This window comes from Streptomyces sp. NPDC059224 (assembly GCF_042754285.1).
In the GTDB taxonomy this organism is placed as follows: domain Bacteria; phylum Actinomycetota; class Actinomycetes; order Streptomycetales; family Streptomycetaceae; genus Streptomyces.
The window spans coordinates 213,549-230,645 of the sequence record NZ_JBHZAN010000013.1 but is presented as its reverse complement, the minus strand read 5'-3'; the positions used below and the strand labels follow the sequence as shown (position 1 = coordinate 230,645).

13 protein-coding genes are annotated in these 17,097 nt (G+C 68.9%); 4 read left to right on the top strand and 9 right to left on the bottom strand.

What is annotated here, in order from left to right; genetic code table 11:
* Positions 1–52: 52 nt before the first annotated feature.
* Positions 53–400: a hypothetical protein gene (locus ACFXI4_RS16600; RefSeq protein ID WP_362716825.1), complete on the bottom strand. Its 348-nt coding sequence runs from the start codon at positions 398–400 to the stop codon at positions 53–55.
* A 420-nt stretch (positions 401–820) separates the two neighbouring features.
* Between ACFXI4_RS16600 and ACFXI4_RS16595 the strand changes: the two genes are divergently transcribed.
* From ACFXI4_RS16595 to ACFXI4_RS16585, 3 genes are all read left to right on the top strand, one after another.
* Positions 821–1,894 carry a ParA family protein gene (locus ACFXI4_RS16595; RefSeq protein ID WP_362716854.1) on the top strand — a complete coding sequence of 358 codons (1,074 nt, stop codon included), beginning with the start codon at positions 821–823 and terminating at the stop codon, positions 1,892–1,894.
* The gene (locus ACFXI4_RS16590) at positions 1,891–3,003 is read left to right on the top strand and encodes a ParB/RepB/Spo0J family partition protein (protein WP_362716828.1); all 1,113 of its coding nucleotides are present in this window, start codon (positions 1,891–1,893) and stop codon (positions 3,001–3,003) included. Before ACFXI4_RS16595 ends, ACFXI4_RS16590 begins: the two co-directional genes overlap by 4 nt.
* Positions 3,004–3,311: 308 nt before the next feature.
* On the top strand, positions 3,312–3,929 hold the full coding sequence (locus ACFXI4_RS16585) for a GNAT family N-acetyltransferase (RefSeq protein WP_384991099.1): 618 nt from the start codon (positions 3,312–3,314) through the stop codon (positions 3,927–3,929).
* Between the two features lie 87 nt (positions 3,930–4,016).
* Here the strand turns inward: ACFXI4_RS16585 and trxA are convergent, their stop codons facing one another.
* The 7 genes from trxA to ACFXI4_RS16550 form a co-directional block, all read right to left on the bottom strand.
* Positions 4,017–4,349 carry a thioredoxin gene (trxA, locus tag ACFXI4_RS16580; RefSeq protein WP_384991097.1) on the bottom strand — a complete coding sequence of 111 codons (333 nt, stop codon included), beginning with the start codon at positions 4,347–4,349 and terminating at the stop codon, positions 4,017–4,019.
* 46 nt (positions 4,350–4,395) lie between these two features.
* Positions 4,396–5,364: a thioredoxin-disulfide reductase gene (gene trxB, locus ACFXI4_RS16575; protein ID WP_362716837.1), complete on the bottom strand. Its 969-nt coding sequence runs from the start codon at positions 5,362–5,364 to the stop codon at positions 4,396–4,398.
* Between the two features lie 207 nt (positions 5,365–5,571).
* Positions 5,572–6,474: an anti-sigma factor family protein gene (locus ACFXI4_RS16570; RefSeq protein WP_384991094.1), complete on the bottom strand. Its 903-nt coding sequence runs from the start codon at positions 6,472–6,474 to the stop codon at positions 5,572–5,574.
* Entirely contained in the window at positions 6,471–7,196 is a 726-nt protein-coding gene (sigM, locus tag ACFXI4_RS16565; protein WP_384991092.1) for an RNA polymerase sigma factor SigM, read from the bottom strand. The genes ACFXI4_RS16570 and sigM overlap by 4 nt, the downstream gene beginning before the upstream one ends.
* Positions 7,197–7,216: 20 nt before the next feature.
* The gene (locus ACFXI4_RS16560) at positions 7,217–8,908 is read right to left on the bottom strand and encodes a protein kinase family protein (RefSeq protein WP_384991089.1); all 1,692 of its coding nucleotides are present in this window, start codon (positions 8,906–8,908) and stop codon (positions 7,217–7,219) included.
* 119 nt (positions 8,909–9,027) lie between these two features.
* Positions 9,028–11,394: a murein biosynthesis integral membrane protein MurJ gene (gene murJ, locus ACFXI4_RS16555; protein ID WP_384991086.1), complete on the bottom strand. Its 2,367-nt coding sequence runs from the start codon at positions 11,392–11,394 to the stop codon at positions 9,028–9,030.
* A 46-nt stretch (positions 11,395–11,440) separates the two neighbouring features.
* A complete protein-coding gene (locus tag ACFXI4_RS16550) occupies positions 11,441–13,876 on the bottom strand; it encodes a DUF6049 family protein (protein WP_384991084.1) in 2,436 nt (811 codons plus the stop codon).
* Positions 13,877–14,164: 288 nt separating this feature from the next.
* Here ACFXI4_RS16550 and ACFXI4_RS16545 point away from each other — a divergent pair, with 288 nt between their 5' ends.
* Positions 14,165–15,634 carry a CCA tRNA nucleotidyltransferase gene (locus ACFXI4_RS16545; RefSeq protein WP_384991081.1) on the top strand — a complete coding sequence of 490 codons (1,470 nt, stop codon included), beginning with the start codon at positions 14,165–14,167 and terminating at the stop codon, positions 15,632–15,634.
* Positions 15,635–15,710: 76 nt separating this feature from the next.
* Here ACFXI4_RS16545 and ACFXI4_RS16540 read toward each other — a convergent pair whose 3' ends face one another.
* Entirely contained in the window at positions 15,711–17,009 is a 1,299-nt protein-coding gene (locus tag ACFXI4_RS16540) for an MFS transporter (protein WP_384991078.1), read from the bottom strand.
* Positions 17,010–17,097 lie beyond the last annotated feature (88 nt).

The following is a 17,097-nucleotide window of genomic DNA, read 5'->3' as shown; positions in this document are numbered from 1 at the left end:
CAGTGGCGCTATCCCTCATCGGGAGAGCGCCTCTGCGCCGTTCGGGCCGTGGTTACGGGGTCTTCGTGAAGCAGACGTCCGGACGCAGCGAGATGGATCGGCAGACCTTCTTGATGGTCACGGTCCCGCCGTGGCCGCTGTACGTGGTGGTACCGTCGCCCTTCTTGTTCCACAGGGTGTAGATGTCGTCCCCGTGGCCGGCCCGGGTGTACTGCACGTACACCTCGTTGCCGTCGTCGGCCAGGTCCTTGACGGCGGCCACTCCGTGGTCGCTGCTGACGCGGTAGCCGTGGCCCCAGATCACCTTGATGTCCTGGTCGGCGAAGGCCGGCGTGGCGGTAGCCAGAACGCCGACACCCAGGGCTGCCGCGACAAAGCGTCCGATGGTCTTTGAAGTCATGATGTTGCTTCCTGTGATGGTCGATGTGGTCGCCGAACGGCTTGCGCCCGGCGTACCGGCCAAGGAAGTTCTCTACGTCGCTGGTCATGCGACGCGAGGGTCCCCCGTCCCGTATGTTTTTGATCTTAGCAAAAGACGATCTTTACCCCTGAGGGGGAGACGGAAAGGTGCACGGCGGAGTGTCACCGGCATTAAGGACAATTTGTTGTCATCGTGTTTCACGTGAAACGTCGCTCCCTGTTGCACGGCATCATCGGCCGGGGCCGCGCCGCGGCCGAACCGCGCGACCGAAAGCCCCTCGGTTCCCTCAGAAACGGGGCCTCTGATGACACTCCGTCCCCAGTCCGGGGCACGGAGTTGTCCACAGAGGTGGATTTCTCCACAGAACACCAGGCCTCACTGGTTCACGACCCCGAAGGCATGGGAGGCTCTGTTCATTGCGAGCCTGAAGTCGAGGAGAGTGAATCCTTGCGGTCCGACGCCAACATCGCGGGACCGATGACCGATCCGGTCCCCGGTCCCCGTACCGAGTCGATGGGGGCGGATGTTTCACGTGAAACACCGCCTCCGATGGACGACACTCCCATCGGTCGTGCTGCCCAACTCGCGGTAGAAGCTCTTGGCCGCGCCGGCGAAGGTCTGCCACGTCCGGAGCAGACCCGAGTCATGGTGGTGGCCAACCAGAAGGGCGGTGTGGGCAAGACGACGACGACCGTCAACCTTGCCGCATCGCTGGCCCTGCATGGTGCCCGCGTTCTGGTGATCGACCTCGACCCGCAGGGCAATGCCTCCACCGCGTTGGGTATTGACCATCACGCCGAAGTTCCGTCCATCTACGACGTGTTGGTCGAGAGCAAGCCGCTGGCCGAGGTTGTCCAGCCGGTGGTGGATGTCGAAGGCCTTTTCTGCGCCCCCGCCACGATCGATCTCGCCGGTGCGGAGATCGAGCTGGTGTCTCTGGTGGCACGGGAGAGCCGGCTGCAGCGGGCGATCCAGGCGTACGAGCAGCCGCTGGACTACATCCTCATCGACTGCCCGCCCTCGCTCGGCCTGCTGACGGTCAACGCGCTGGTCGCGGGCGCCGAGGTGCTCATCCCGATCCAGTGCGAGTACTACGCCCTGGAGGGCCTCGGTCAGCTCCTGCGCAATGTCGACCTGGTCCGGGGGCACCTCAACCCCTCCCTGCATGTGTCGACCATCCTGCTCACCATGTACGACGGCCGGACACGTCTTGCTTCCCAGGTCGCGGACGAGGTGCGCAGCCACTTCGGCGACGAGGTGCTGCGGACGAGCATTCCTCGCTCGGTCCGTATCTCCGAGGCGCCGAGCTACGGGCAGACGGTTTTGACCTACGATCCTGGATCGAGCGGTGCCCTCTCCTACCTTGAGGCGGCCCGAGAAATCGCGCTGAAGGGCCTCGGTGTCAGTTACGACCCGACGCAGGCCCACATCGGCGCCCAGAGCAACCCGAGCATGGTGGAGGGCATTCAGTGAGCGAGCGACGGAGGGGGCTGGGGCGTGGCCTCGGCGCGCTGATCCCGGCTGCCCCGACCGAGAAGAACCCGGCTCAGGCCGCAGTGGGCGGCACGGGATCTCTGTCCCCCGCAGCGGGGCCGGTGCTGACGACCGACCGGGGGGTCGCCGCTGCCAAGGTGACGACGCTGCCGGCGGTTTCGCAGGACACCGAGGAGCCGTCGGTCTTCGGTGTGGCTCCGGAGATCCCGGCGTCTCCGATGGGTGCCCACTTCGCGGAGATCCCCCTCGACGACATCACGCCGAACCCGCGCCAGCCGCGTGAGGTCTTCGACGAGGACGCTCTGCAGGAGCTGGTCACCTCCATCCAGGAGGTCGGTCTCCTCCAGCCCGTCGTCGTGCGTCAGCTGGCTCCCTCGCGCTACGAGCTCATCATGGGCGAGCGGCGCTGGCGGGCCTGCCGTGAGGCGGGCCTGGAGGCGATTCCGGCGATCGTCCGCGCGACGGACGACGAGAAGCTCCTCCTGGACGCGCTGCTGGAGAATCTCCACCGCGCTCAGCTGAACCCGCTGGAAGAGGCCGCCGCCTACGACCAGCTGCTGAAGGACTTCAACTGCACGCACGACCAGCTGGCCGACCGGATCGGGCGCTCCCGCCCTCAGGTCTCCAACACCCTGCGGCTGCTGAAGCTCTCGCCGGCTGTCCAGCGCCGGGTCGCCGCCGGAGTCCTGTCGGCCGGGCACGCCCGGGCGCTGCTCTCCGTCGATGACTCGGAGGAGCAGGACCGGCTGGCCCACCGGATCGTGGCCGAGGGTCTCTCGGTGCGGGCTGTCGAGGAGATCGTGACCCTCATGGGTTCACGGCCACAGGCGACGACCCGTGCCAAGGGGCCACGTGCGGGCGCCCGTGTCTCTCCGGCGCTGACCGACCTCGCGACCCGGCTCTCGGACCGGTTCGAGACTCGGGTGAAGGTCGATCTGGGCCAGAAGAAAGGCAAGATCACCGTCGAGTTCGCCTCGATGGACGACCTTGAGCGAATTCTTGGCACCCTCGCCCCGGGCGAGGGTCCGGTCCTCCACCAGGGGATCCACGACGGCGACTCCGCGGACCCTGAGAATCCCGAGGACTGACCCTGTCGTCCGAAGAGCGGATCGTGTCCGGTGTGTACCGGAACACGGTCCGCTCTTTGCTTTCAGGCGGTTTCGATGGAAACGCTGTGTGGATACGATGCGTTCGGGTACGGCGGGATCCACCTGACAGCTGGCAGCACCTCTGAATGGGAGGCGGGAGCCATGCGATCGATGAGCCGCACCGGACTGGTGAGCGCGGCCCTGGGACTGGGCGCGACCGTCGGATTCGTCGGCAGCCTGCTCAGAGAACGCAGCGCTCTGACAGCCGCTCGCGATGCTGCGGGCGAAGGAAGCGAGGAACAGCCTTCATGGGGCGCCGACTCCTACCGCTCACCCTCGACAACCTCCAGGACCTTCCCAAGCGCTGCCGCTCGTGTGTCTTCTGGGAACTGGACCCCGTCAGCGGCGAAGCAGCGGTAAAGGCGGGCACGCCCGCGGTGGAGAAGGAGGCCTGGATCTCGGCTGTCCTGCTCGACTGGGGATCCTGCGGCCGGGTGGTCTACGTCGACGACGTGCCCGTGGGCTTCGTGCTCTACGCGCCGCCTGCGTACGTTCCGCGATCCACCGCGTTCCCGACGAGCCCGGTCTCACCGGACGCCGTCCAGCTCATGACCGGCTACATCATGCCCGGCTACCAGGGGCAGGGACTCGGGCGCGTGATGGTCCAGACGGTCGCCAAGGATCTGCTGCGCCGGGGCTTCAAGGCCATCGAGGCGTTCGGTGACGCCCGCTACAAGGAGCCGGCCTGTCTGCTGCCCGCCGACCATCTGCTGGCCGTGGGCTTCAAGACGGTCCGGCAGCATCCCACGCGTCCACGGATGCGGCTGGAGCTGCGTACGACGCTCTCCTGGAAGGAAGACGTGGAGATGGCGCTTGACCGACTTCTGGGGGCCGTACAGAAGGAACCGGCGCTGCGGCCGCTGTGAGGACGCAGCCCGGCCGATCGCGCCGGGCCCCTCAAAGCGAATGGGCCAACCCCGAGGGGTTGGCCCATTCGTGTTTCACGTGAAACGTCACTCGGCGATGAAGTCGTCGAGGTCACGCAGGAGCGCGGCCTTCGGCTTGGCACCGACGATCGTCTTGGCGACCTCGCCGCCCTGGTACACGTTCAGGGTGGGGATCGACATGACGCCGTACTTGGCGGCGGTCGACGGGTTCTCGTCGATGTTCAGCTTGACGATCTCGATCTTCTCGCCGTGCTCGGCGGCGATGGCCTCAAGAGAAGGGGCGATCTGGCGGCACGGGCCGCACCACTCGGCCCAGAAGTCCACCAGGACGGGCTTGTCGCTCTTGAGGACGACCTCATCGAAGTCGGCGTCGGTCACATGCTTCAGAGTGCCGGCCACGGCGGGCTCCTTTACTCGTTCGTGCGGTGAGGCGGAAGGGGGATGATCAGACGGTGGTCTTCTCGGGCTCGGCCTTCTCCTCGTCCGCGAGTGCGGCGAGGAAACGCTCGGCGTCGAGAGCAGCGGAGCAGCCGGTGCCGGCCGCGGTGATCGCCTGGCGGTAGGTGTGGTCCACCACGTCACCCGCGGCGAACACGCCCGTCAGGTTGGTGTGCGTCGTCGGCGAGGCGACCTTCAGGTAGCCCTCCTCGTCCAGGTCCAGCTGGCCCTTGAAGAGCTCGGTGCGCGGGTCATGGCCGATCGCGATGAACAGGCCGGTCACCGGGAGGTCCGAGAGCTCACCGGTCTTGACGTTGCGCAGCTTGAGACCGGCCAGCTTCTGCTCGCCCTGGACCTCGGCGATCTCGCTGTCCCAGGCGAACTTGATCTTCGGGTCGGCGAAGGCGCGCTCCTGCATCGCCTTGGAGGCGCGCAGGGTGTCCCGGCGGTGGACGATCGTCACGGACTTGGCGAACCGGGAGAGGAAGGTGGCCTCCTCCATCGCGGTGTCGCCGCCGCCGATCACGGCGATGTCCTGCTCCTTGAAGAAGAACCCGTCACAGGTGGCACACCAGGAGACGCCGCGGCCGGAGAGGGCGTCCTCGTTCGGGAGGCCCAGCTTGCGGTGCTGGGAGCCCGTGGTGACGATGACGGCCTTCGCCCGGTGGACGGTGCCGGCGGTGTCCGTGACGGTCTTGACCTCGCCGGTCAGATCGACGGAGACGATGTCGTCCGGGATCAGCTCGGCGCCGAAGCGCTCGGCCTGGGCGCGCATGTTGTCCATGAGGTCGGGGCCCATGATGCCGTCGCGGAAGCCCGGGAAGTTCTCCACCTCGGTGGTGTTCATCAGCGCACCGCCCGCGGTGACGGCGCCCTCGAACACGAGGGGCTTCAGCGACGCGCGTGCGGTGTAGAGCGCCGCCGTGTAACCGGCGGGCCCGGAGCCGATGATGATCACGTTACGGACGTCGCTCACGGCTTGGTTCCTCGTCTCTGGTCTACGTCATTTCGACCGGTGAGAGTTCTTCTCTGAAGCTCTCACCCCACCCAACGGATCCTACGGGGCGCGCATTCCCGGTGTGTCCGGGCACACGGGCATCCCCCACCGTACGGATTTCCACGCCAGGACGGACGATGCGTCCCGCGTCGCGTAGGGCCGCTCCGGCGGCACTCGAGGGGCCGCTCAGGGGCGTGCCAGTGACTCCGTCAGCAGAACCTTGCCGGGCGCGGCGGACGGCCGGCTCGCGCAGGTGGCGTCGATGATGAAGACCGTCACACGGCTGGTGTCGGACACATCGGGGAGCACGACGAGGAAGGCGTCCTTCCCCTCGTACGTCCCCTTCTTCGCACCGAGGACGTCTTCATCGGCGGGGCTGACGCCTTGCCGGACGCACTGCGGTACCGACACGGAGGGCTGGATCCGGGTGGTGTACGGAGAGTCCGTCGAGCCGGACGAAGTGGATTCGCCCTGGATCCCCATCTCCGGCTTCTTGGAGCCATGCAGGTCCGTCTTCGAGTCGAGAAGGTTCTCCACCTCGGTCTGGAGAGTTCCCTTGGAGAAGCCCGCGGCGGAGTTCGTCGGGTTGCCCTGGGCGGCGGTCGGCCCATTGCCGCCGAGCGAGTGGAGGAAGAACGAACCGGCACCCAGGACGGCCGCGGTGAGAACGGCTCCGAGCGCCACGGTCCGCCGGCGCCGGCCCGGTCCCTGTCCGCGTCCCTGTGCGCGGTCCTTGCGGCCGGGACCGGTCGAAGCGGTCGGCCGTCCGGCGGGACGGTCCACCGGGGATGAGGGAGTCGATGTTTCACGTGAAACATGCGTCTCGGGTGCCGTGGCGTCGAGCAGTGCCTCAGCGGCGAGAGCGGCGTCGATCCGGCCCACGACGTCCGCCGGCATACGCGGCGGCCCCGGCAGTGTGCCCAGCAGGCCCCGGATCTCCGTCAGTGAAGCGTGGACGTCGCTACAGAGTTCGCACCTGTCCAGGTGCTCTTGTACTTCCGTGGTCCGGGCATCCGAGAGGAGGCCTTCGGTGAGGTCGGAGATCTCCGCGACGTCCGGGTGCCCGGTCGTGTCTGTCGTGGCGGTCACGCTCGCCCACCTCCGCCCTTCACTGCGGCTGAATCACTCGGCCCGGACTTCCGCGAGCCCCCGTCCCGAGAGTTCGCTGCCGGTGGGACGGATGTCCCCTCCGCCCGGTTCCGTGCCGGGTCCGGCTCGTTCGGGTCGGCGGGGCTTTCCGGCCGTAGATGGGTGAGCAGCGGCAGGAGTCTCGCTCTGCCACGGGCACAGCGGCTCTTCACCGTGCCTGTGGGCACGTCGAGGATCCGGGCCGCTTCCGCGACCGGATAGCCCTGCATGTCGACCAGAACGAGAGCGGCGCGCTGATCGTGCGGGAGGGTGCCGAGGGCCTTGAGGAGCTGGCGGTGCAGATCGTTGCGCTCGGCCGGGGCGGACGCCGATTCATGCGGCTCCAGCAGCTGCTCCAGCCGCTCGGTGTCGTCCACGGGCGCCGTCTTCCGTGAGGCCGCCTTGCGGGCCCGGTCGAGGCAGGCGTTGACCGTGATCCGGTGCAGCCAGGTCGTGACGGCCGACTGGCGCCGGAAGGTGTGGGCGGCCCGGTAGGCGGAGACGAGGGCGTCCTGGACGGCGTCCGCGGCCTCCTCGCGGTCCCCCAGGGTCCGCAGCGCCACCGCCCAGAGCCGGTCCCGGTGGCGGCGCACGATCTCCCCGAAGGCGTCGGGGTCGCCTTCCACATGGCGGGTGAGCAGATCCTGATCGCTCACTCCGTCGTATCCGGCCCCCTCCGCCATCTGCCCGCTCCGCCCTGCCGTCAGCTGGTCACCTTGATGTCTGCCACCCGTCCGCGATAGGTACCTTCGTCCGTCAGCGGCAGCTTGGTCAGCCAGACCAGCAGATAGCGGGACTTGAGGGCCTTGCTCGGCTTCAGGGTCACGCTCGTGCCCGAGCCGTCGGCGACCTTCGTGTACCCGGCGAAGGACGTGGGCTCCGAGTCGGCGCCGCTGGGTGCGGCACGCAACTCCACGGACGTGTCTCCCACGAAGGTAACGGTCACCTTCCCGATCTGCTGGACCTTGCCGAGATCGAGGATGACGCCGAGACCGGGCTTCAGGTTTCCGAAAGTGGCGCCCTTGTAGTAGTCGGTCTGCCAGTAGGTCGCCGGACTGTTGTCGTAGACCTTGCTTATGTCGGACGGCTTCTCGGAGCCGTCCCCGAACGGGTCGAAGTCCCGGGCACCGCTGATGGCGATCGGCTTGCCGGCCGTCGTCGGTGCCTTCTTGTCGCCGTCGTCCGTCGTCTGGGTCTTGGTGGTGTCACCGGACTTGTCGCCCTGGTCCATCAGGGCGTCCGCGAGCTGCCAGCTGCCCAGTCCCAGCGCGGCGATCAGCAGGGCGGAGACCGCCCACTTGAGGGCCTTGCCGGTACGGCTCTGGAGCGGGGGCGGCGGGGTCTGGAGGACCTGGATCGCGCCAGGAGGCGCGGAGCGGCCGTAGGTGCCCTGCTGGTAGGTGGTGCGCTGGTACTCGGGCGGCGCTGTGAACGACGGCTCCGGCGGGCGGATGCGGGGCATCTCGCCGATCGCCTTCACCAGCTCCTCCGGCGTGGTGCACGCCGACTCGTGGCGGGAGGCGGTGGCGCCGTCGTTGACCAGGGCCCGCATGGCGAGCTCCGACAGGCCGCGGTGGACACCGGCCCGCACCTGGTCGGGGGCGATCAGGCCGACGTCCTTGGGCAGCCCCGGCAGACCGTAGGCGTCGCTCTGGTACGGCCAGCGCTGGGTGAGCGCCGCGTACAGCAGGGCGCCGATCGCCTCGGTGTCGGTGCGCTGCGGGGTGTCGGAACTGATACCGCGCAGCGCCGCGTTCACCGCCAGGCCCCGGATGCGCCACTGACCGGTGGAGGTACGCAGCACAGCGTTGGGATTGAGCCGGAGATGGGCCAGCCCCTCACGGTGCGCGGCCGCCATCGCGGAGGCGATCTGACTGACCATCTGGTAGGCGTCGTGCGGCTCCAGCGGGCCGGCCGCGAGCAACGCGGTCAGCTCGGTGGCATCGGGCAGCCACTCGTGCACCACGTAGACGAGGTCGTTCTCCTCGACCGCGTCCAGGACCTGGACGAAACGGGGATCCCCGAGCAGCGCGGCGGAACGGGCCGCGGCCAGTACGGCGCGGGTCCGCACATGGTCGGCCGGCAGGATGTGCACGCCGACGGCACGCCGCAGTTTCTCGTCGACCGCACGCCAACTGCTGAATCCGTCCAGACGGGTGACGCACTCCTCAAGACGGTAACGTCTGGCGAGTTTGTGACCGCTGTGCAGTTCAGGCGGTGAGGCCTTCTGTCCTGGACCCGCGGCCGTGCCGCTCCCCTGCGCCTCTTCGCTGTCCGTGTCCCGCTCCGGGTTCTGGGCCACCCCGTCGGCCGTGGACTGGACCGCCTTGGCGGTCAGCGGCTTGTCACCGCTGTTGTCTGCCACGTCGACGGCAGCCGTGCTCCGTTCCGCCACCGTCGTTCCCTGCCTCCCCATCCGTTGCACGCTGTCCGACGCCGAAACCAATTGTGCCCACAGTCTGCCGCTATGCACGACACGCGGCGGCGGACGATGGTTGTGCGCCTACCCCTACCTCAGCGCCCCAGACGCCCGCGCACCATACCTACGAGGGAGTTGAGCTCCTCGATCCGCATGCGGCGCGCGGCTACGTAGAAGACGCCGAGCAGAACGGCCCCGCCGGCCAGCAACGCGGCGAAGGAACCGATCACGCCCTGCCCCAGAGTGTGGCCGATGCCGAAACAAGCCGCACCACTGAGCAGAGCGGCCGGCACGGACGCGATGCACAGCCGCGCGTAGGTGCGGGTGACGCGGGAGCCGTCCAGGTCGCCGCCGAGGCGCTTGCGCAGCCGCTTCCAGGCGACGCCCACACCGATCGCGTAGGCGAGGCCGTAGGAGGCGGCCATGCCGGCCACCGCCCAGCGGGACGGCAGCAGGACGTAACAGGCGACCGAGGCACCCGCGTTGACCGCGGCGACGATCACCGTGTTGTAGAAGGGCGTGCGGGTGTCCTCGTAGGCGTAGAAGGCGCGCAGGACCACGTACTGCACCGAGTACGGGATCAGGCCGAGACCGAAGGCCATCAGCATGAAGCCCATGTTGGTGGCCTCGCTGGTGCCCGAGGAGCCGAAGATCAGGGTGCACATCGGGATGCCCAGCGCCACGAAGCCGAAGGCGATGGGCACGATCGCCACGGCGGTGGTCCGCAGGCCCTGGGAGATGTCGTCGCGGACGGCGCCGGTGTCGTCCTCGGCGGCCGAGCGGGAGATCCGCGGCAGCAGGGCCGCCATCAGGGAGACGGTGATGATGGCCTGCGGCAGGCCCCAGATCAGCTGGGCGTTGGCGTAGGCGGCGAAGCCGGTGCCGTCGACCGGGGAGCTCTTGCCGGCCGAGGTCGACAGCTGGGAGACGACGATCGCGCCCGCCTGGTTGGCGAGGACGAACAGGATGGTCCACTTGGCGAGCGTCGCCGCCTTGCCGAGTCCATGGCCGCGCCAGTCGAAGCGCAGCCGCATCCGGAAGCCGGTCTCGCGCAGGTAGGGGATCATCGCCAGGGCCTGGACCACGAGGCCGAGCAGGACGCCGAGGCCGAGCAGCCGCTGGCCCTCCGGCGGGATCGTGGTGACCTTCATGCCGGAGTGCGCGGCGGTGCCGTACACCCAGATGAACAGTCCGAGGGTGACGATGATGACGATGTTGTTGAGGACCGGGGTCCACATCATCGCGCCGAACTTGCCGCGCGCGTTGAGGACCTGACCCATCACCACGTGGATGCCCATGAAGAAGATCGAGGGCAGGAAGTAACGGACGAAGGTGATGGCGACGTCGTTGGCCGCCGGGTCGCTGGCCACCGGGTCGGACAGCAGGCGGATCAGCAGCGGCGCGGCCGCGATCGTGGCCGCCGTGAGCAGGCCCAGCGCGACCATCACGAGGGTCAGCAGACGGTTGGCGAACGCCTCGCCGCCGTCGTCGTCCTCCTTCATGGCCCGCACGAGCTGCGGTACGAAGACGGAGTTGAGGCCGCCGCCGACGGTCAGGATGTAGATCATCGTCGGCAGCTGGTAGGCGACCTGGAACGTGTCACCGAGCAGACCCACGCCCAGCGCGGAGACGATCAGCGCGGAGCGGACGAAACCCGTGAGGCGGGAGACCATCGTGCCCGCCGCCATCACGGCACTGGACTTCATCAGCCCGGAGGCCCGCCCTCCCTTCTTGGCCGCGGGAGCCGAGGACGCCGTGGGGACCGCCGAAGCGGCGGGCACCGTTTCGGTGACGGAGTTCTCGGGCGCGGACGGGGTCCGCGGGATGCCGGGCGGCGCGTACTGGGGAGCCGCGTACTGGTTCTGGGAGGCGGGGGCCTGCGGCGCCGGGGGGTACTGGCCCGGGGGGTACTGGCCGGGGGACGGCGGGTACTGGCCGCCGGCGGGCGGGCGGTGGCCGGCGGGACCGGGAACGGACCGGGGGTCCGTCTGCGGATTGCCGCCGCCCTGCTGCTGGTCCCGGAACAGGTGCGCGAAGGCGTCCGGCTCGTGGTGCTCCTCACCGGAGTGCGTGACCAGATCGTCCACGCCGACGAACTGGGTCGTGCGCGGGTTGTCACCGAAGGGCAGGTACTGGGTCGGGCCAGCGGGCTCCGGTGCCGGGGTCTGGGCCCACACGTGCGGGTCGGGGGCGTACGGCGACTGGGCGGGCCGGCCGTACAGCGGCTGCTGCGGGTACGTGCCGGGCGGCGGCGGGGGGTGCGCGGCACGGTCGTAGAGCGCCTCGGCGACCGGGTCCTGGGCGGAGAGGTCCTGTGCTCGGTAGGGATCCTGGTCGTAGGCGTCCTGGAGGTACATGTCAGCCGCTTGCTGCGGCGGGACCTGGCCGGCCTCCGGCGGCGGCTCGGGGTAGCCCGAACCGGCCGCGCCCTGGCCGCGTTCACCGTCGTACGGCGCGTTCATGGTTACCCCACCTCATCGTCCCGGGCCACACCGGCCACGACATCGCTCAACGGTCCACTCTCTCACCCGTTCCGGACGGGTCGGCGCTTTCCGGTGCGGTGTCCGGTGTCGGGTCACTCGGCTGCTCAGGGTCCTCTGCCCGGGAGCGGGCCGCGGACTCATCCTGGAGACGATCCTCACCGGCATCGGGGTTCCCCGGCCGTCCGGTGCCCTCGGGGCCTGTGTCCTCCGGGGCTTCGGGAGTCTCAGGGGTCTGCGGAGCGTCCGGGCCCTGCGGGGTGTCCTCTCCCGCCTCGTCGGGGCCGCCGCCCTCCTCGGCGCGGCGGGCGGCTGCCCGCTTGCGCTGGGTGTACATCCGGAACCCGGCGAGCACCAGCAGCAGCACGCCGCCGCCGATGACCAGCATGACGGTGGGTGTGACCTCGGTGACCTTCACATCGAACCGCACCGGGTCGCCGTACTCCTGGCCGTCCTCGGTGTAGAGCTGGGCGAAGACCTCCACCCGGCCGTTGGCGTTGGCCGACGTGGAGAATTTCACGGACTGGGTGTGGCCCCCGGAGACCTCGACCGGCTGCTCGTAGTAGGCCTTGCCGCCGATCTCCAGCCGGGTCGGCATCGTCGAGGTGAGCCGCAGCATGAGGTGGCCGACGCCCTGGACCAGGTTGTTCTGCACCGTCACCGGGATGGTGGCGCTGCGGCCGGAGAGCTTCGTCTCGGACTTGTCGATCAGCTTGACCTGGCCGGTGAGGCTGTCGAGCCAGGACTCCACACCCGTGCGGAAGCTGTCGGCCTCGGTGCCGCGGCCCCGCCACGACGTGGACATCTCGCGGTTTATGGCACGCCCGAAGGGGGTCACCACCCGGGACTGGTTGGTGAGGACAACCTGGAAGTTGTCGAGTTTGTCCTGGGTGCGGGCGATCTGCTCGAAGGCCGTCCGGGGCAACTGCTGCTTCCGCAGCGAGGAGGGGTAGGCGGACGACGAGGGGATCTTCGTCGTCGCGCCGGGGTCGGGCTTGTCCTTGGCCGCCGTGGCGAGGTCCTGGGACTGCGACCAGTTGCTGCCCTGCAACGCCGTGATCGCCGTCGCCATCGCCTGGGCCTGACTGGCCGACGGCATGCGCTGCGGGGCGACGACGATGCTGCGCTGCTTGTCGGTCTGAGTGTTCAGCGCCAGGCTCTGGGCCAGGAACTGCTGTACCGCGAGGGTGGCCGCGTCGGCGTTCGTGAGATCGCCCTGGAACGCCGTGGACAGGCGTGCGTCCGCGACCACCGCTGTCGTTCCGCCGCCGATCGGGCGCGCCGCCGAGGGCGTGTAGGGCAGTCCGCCCGTCTCCTGGAGGCTGTCACTGCGGGCGATCACCTTGTCGGCGCCGGCGGAGGTGGCGACCTTGATGATCGACGGGTCGACGGCACCGTTCACGGGCCAGGCGAAGTCCGTGCTCGGTGTGACATGAAGCACAGTTTGCACGGTGGTGGCGGCGACGTCGGTGGCGTCCTTGAGGTGGCTCAGCGATCCGGTCACGCTGGTGCCGTTGTGGGCGAGGGAGGCCAGGTCCGGGTCGGCGAAGGGAAGGGCCACGACCTCCTTGTCCGCCACCGCGTTCTGCAGGTCGGCCAGGAACTGCTTGGCCACCGCCTGGTGGGTGCCCGCCGTGGTGGTCTCCCCGGCGCCCTGGACCCGGTAGCTGCGGGTCATCGCGTCCACGGAGGCCAGCAGGTCGGGGTCGATCACCCAGGTGACGTCCAGGTCCTTGCCCAGCGCCAGCATCTGCGCAAGTCGGCCGCCGGGCGAGATCTCCTTGGCGAGGTCGTCATCGAGGAAGACCGGCGTCTGCAGCTCGCCCGCGCCCGTCTTCGCCGTCACGTGGACGGTGGAGATCAGCGGCCACAGATACGTCGTCCTGGTCTGGGTGTCCGCGTCGGAGGACTGCCACGGCAGGAACGTCCGCTGGATGCCCAGGACCTGGTCCCACGGCTGCGCGGAGGTCTGGCCGGACAGTGAGACGCCGAACGGGTACACGCCGTCCTGGCCGAGGTCGAGCTTGTCGACCGGCACGGAGATGGTGAAGTGCTCGGCGACCCCCGGAGCGAGCGAGTCGAAGTCCTCGGTGTACTTGCCGCCTACCGCGGTGCCGAGGCTCGACTGGAGGTCGTCGGGATGTCGGGCCGCGGAGCCGATCGCGGAGCGCGCGGTGAGCTGGGATCCCACCCGCAGGTCCACATGGGCGTCCGTGACGGCCTGCTTGCCGTTGTTGGTCACGGTGCCGGAGACCGTCAGCGTGTCCCCGTCACTGGGGGCACTGGGGCTGAGCGAGTCAAGGGCGACGGACACCGTGTCCGAGTCGGCCGCCTGCGCCGGCACCGCGGCGGGCAGCTGCACCAGTGCGGCCAGCAGAGGCGCACCCGCGAGCAGTGCCCCGGTGCGCCGCAGCCAGCGACGGGCAGGTGAGGGCGTCCCCTGGAAGTCTGCCGCCTCGGCCACGCGCTCGTCCGTCCCTCGTCATGGTCAGTGGTCGTCGGAATGTGCGTCCACGCATGGTAACGAGGTGCGCTGAGCGGAAGTGCCGCGGTCTGCTCTACAAGATCGGGAGAGCAGCCCGGCCCGTCCCCTATATCCAGTATCGCCGGGAGGCTCATGTAAGCGCCGAGCGCTGCCCTTGTGCGGGTATGGAGTGAGCTGTCCCACGCCGCTTGTGGGGAGACCGCGTGTGGAGCGCTGCCGGAATACGGAGGAGCCTCGGGCTGCTCGGGGCACGTACCCTGTTCTGTTGTGCCGAACGCCAATGAAGAGACTCCTTCCTCTGCCCTGAGCCAGGCGCAGCAGCGCGCGGTGAGCGAACTGCTGCGGGTGGCGCCTGTCGCCGACGAACTCGCCCGCCGATTCCAGGAGGCCGGGTTCTCGCTTGCCCTGGTCGGCGGCTCGGTCCGGGATGCGCTGCTGGGCCGGCTCGGTAACGACCTGGACTTCACGACCGACGCCCGCCCCGAGGACGTACTGAAGATCGTCCGGCCCTGGGCGGACGCCCTCTGGGAGGTCGGTATCGCCTTCGGTACGGTCGGGGCGCAGAAGGAAGCCCGCGTCGGAGGCGTTGTCAGGGCCTTTCAGATCGAGATCACCACGTACCGGTCCGAGGCGTACGACCGCACTTCACGCAAGCCCGAGGTGTCCTACGGCGATTCGATCGAGGAGGACCTCGTCCGGCGTGACTTCACGGTCAACGCCATGGCGGTGGCGTTGCCGGAGAAGGAGTTCATCGACCCGCACGGCGGGTTGGACGACCTGGCGGCTCGTGTGCTCCGCACCCCGGGGACGCCTGAGGAGTCCTTCTCGGACGATCCGCTGCGGATGATGCGCGCCGCCCGGTTCGCGGCCCAGCTGGACTTCGAGGTGGCACCCGAGGTGGTAGCCGCGATGAAGGACATGTCGGGGCGTCTGGAGATCGTCTCGGCCGAGCGGGTCCGGGACGAACTGAACAAGCTGATCCTCTCCGCTCATCCTCGTAAGGGACTGACCCTGCTGGTCGACACGGGCCTCGCCGACCACGTCCTGCCCGAGCTCCCGGCCCTGCGCCTGGAGAGCGATGAGCACCACCGGCACAAGGACGTCTACGACCACACGCTGATCGTCCTGGAACAGGCCATGGCGCTGGAGGAGAGCGGTCCTGACCTCACCCTCCGCCTTGCCGCGCTGTTCCATGACATCGGCAAGCCGCGCACTCGCCGTTTCGAGAAGGACGGCCGGGTCTCGTTCCATCACCACGAGGTGGTCGGCGCGAAGATGACCAAGAAGCGCATGACGGCCTTGAAGTACTCGAACGAACTGGTGAAGGACGTCTCACACCTGGTGGAGCTCCATCTGCGCTTCCATGGCTACGGCGCCGGGGAGTGGACGGACTCGGCGGTGCGTCGCTACGTCCGTGACGCCGGTCCGCTGCTCGAACGGCTCCACAAGCTGACACGGTCCGACTGCACCACCCGTAATAAACGGAAGGCAGTGGCGCTCTCCCGCGCCTACGACGGCCTGGAGGAGCGGATCGCCGAACTGCAGGAACGGGAGGAGCTCGACGCCATCCGCCCGGACCTCGATGGCAACCAGATCATGGAGATCCTGGGAATCCGGCCCGGTCCGGAGGTCGGCAAGGCCTACAAGCACATGCTGGAGCTCCGGCTGGAGAACGGCCCGATGGGGCATGACGCTGCCGTGACAGCACTCAAGGAGTGGTGGGCCGAGCAAGGCTGAGCGCGGGACCGGTCATGTTTCACGTGAAACACGGCCCGGCCGGAACGTGGAGAGGGGTGATGTTTCACGTGAAACATCACCCTCGCTCCATCACCGCCGGTGTGACTGAGCCTCGGCGGCGCTCGAAGCGGGTCATGACACTCGCGACCCCTGCGTAGATGAGGGTGACGGTGATGACGAGGGTCACGGACCGGCCGTCCGGTGGGAGCATCAGGGCGGCGACGCCGGCGGCTCCCACGAAGGCCACGTTGAAGAGCACGTCATACACGGAGAAGATCCGGCCCCGGAAGCTGTCGTCGACAGACGACTGGACGATGGTGTCGGTGGCGATCTTCGCGCCCTGGGTGATCAGTCCCAGGACGAACACGGAGACGAGCATGGGGACCGTCGTGAACGGAAGACCCAGAGCGGGCTCCAGTACGGCGGCTGACGCGGCGCACACCGCGATCCAGCGTCCGGGACCGAGCCGTCCCGCGGCCCACGGTGTGACCACGGCCGCCGTGAAGAAACCGGCGCCGGAGATCGCCAAGGCCAGTCCGAGCAGCCCGAGCCCGTCGTCCGGGTCCGAGGAGAGCGCGTAGCGGCACAGCATCAGCACCAGGACGAGCAGGGCGCCGTAGCAGAAGCGCATCACCGTCATGGAGAGCAGTGCCCGGACCGCCTCGCGACGTGGTGGTGCGGCCAGGTGCCGTAGCGCCTCCAGGAGGTCGCGTGCGGTGGTGATGACGGCCGTTGCCAGGCTCGGCCGTGCGGGGTGCTGGTCGGGACCGAGGAGCCCGGGGGGCATGGTCAAGGCAGTGAGGGCCGCGCACAGGTACAACGTGGCTCCCAGCAGCACCACCGCGGCATCGGAGTCCGCGGCCAGCAGCCGTACACCGAAGGCGAGTCCGCCGCCGATCGTCGCGGCGAGGGTCCCTGCGGTCGGGGACAGGGAGTTGGCCAGTACCAGACGCTCGGTGTCGACCACACGCGGAAGGGCGGCGGACAGCCCTGACAGAACGAAGCGGTTGACGGCCGTGACGCACAGGGCGGAGACGTAGAAGAGCCAGTCGGGGACATGGGAGGCGATCAGGACGGCGGTGACCGCGGCCAGCAGCGCGCGCAGCAGATTGCCGTAGAGGAGGACCTGGCGTCGGCGCCAGCGGTCCAGCAGGACGCCGGCGAAGGGACCCACGAGGGAGTACGGGAGAAGCAGGACCGCCATGGCCGAGGCGATCGCGACGGGGGAGGTCTGTTTCTCCGGTGAGAAGACGACATAGGCGGCGAGCGCGACCTGGTAGACGCCATCCGCCCCTTGGGAGAGCAGACGGACGGCGAGCAGGTGGCGGAAGTCCCGCAGGTGCAGCAGGACCGGCAGGTCGCGGACGACGGGCATGGGGCACAGCCTCACACACGGGGAAAGTCCCCGGGTCGGGGGACCCGGGGACTCTCACAGCCCTGGCAGGAGCGTTTTTTACGAGCGA

Bases quoted from the DNA above. Each gene is read 5' to 3' on its own strand.
- ACFXI4_RS16585 (WP_384991099.1), top strand. From the start codon at position 3,312: ATGGGGCGCCGACTCCTACCGCTCACCCTCGACAACCTCCAGGACCTT.
- ACFXI4_RS16600 (WP_362716825.1), bottom strand. From the start codon at position 400: ATGACTTCAAAGACCATCGGACGCTTTGTCGCGGCAGCCCTGGGTGTC.
- murJ (WP_384991086.1), bottom strand. From the start codon at position 11,394: ATGAACGCGCCGTACGACGGTGAACGCGGCCAGGGCGCGGCCGGTTCG.
- ACFXI4_RS16540 (WP_384991078.1), bottom strand. From the start codon at position 17,009: ATGCCCGTCGTCCGCGACCTGCCGGTCCTGCTGCACCTGCGGGACTTC.
- sigM (WP_384991092.1), bottom strand. From the start codon at position 7,196: ATGGCGGAGGGGGCCGGATACGACGGAGTGAGCGATCAGGATCTGCTC.
- ACFXI4_RS16595 (WP_362716854.1), top strand. From the start codon at position 821: ATGGGAGGCTCTGTTCATTGCGAGCCTGAAGTCGAGGAGAGTGAATCC.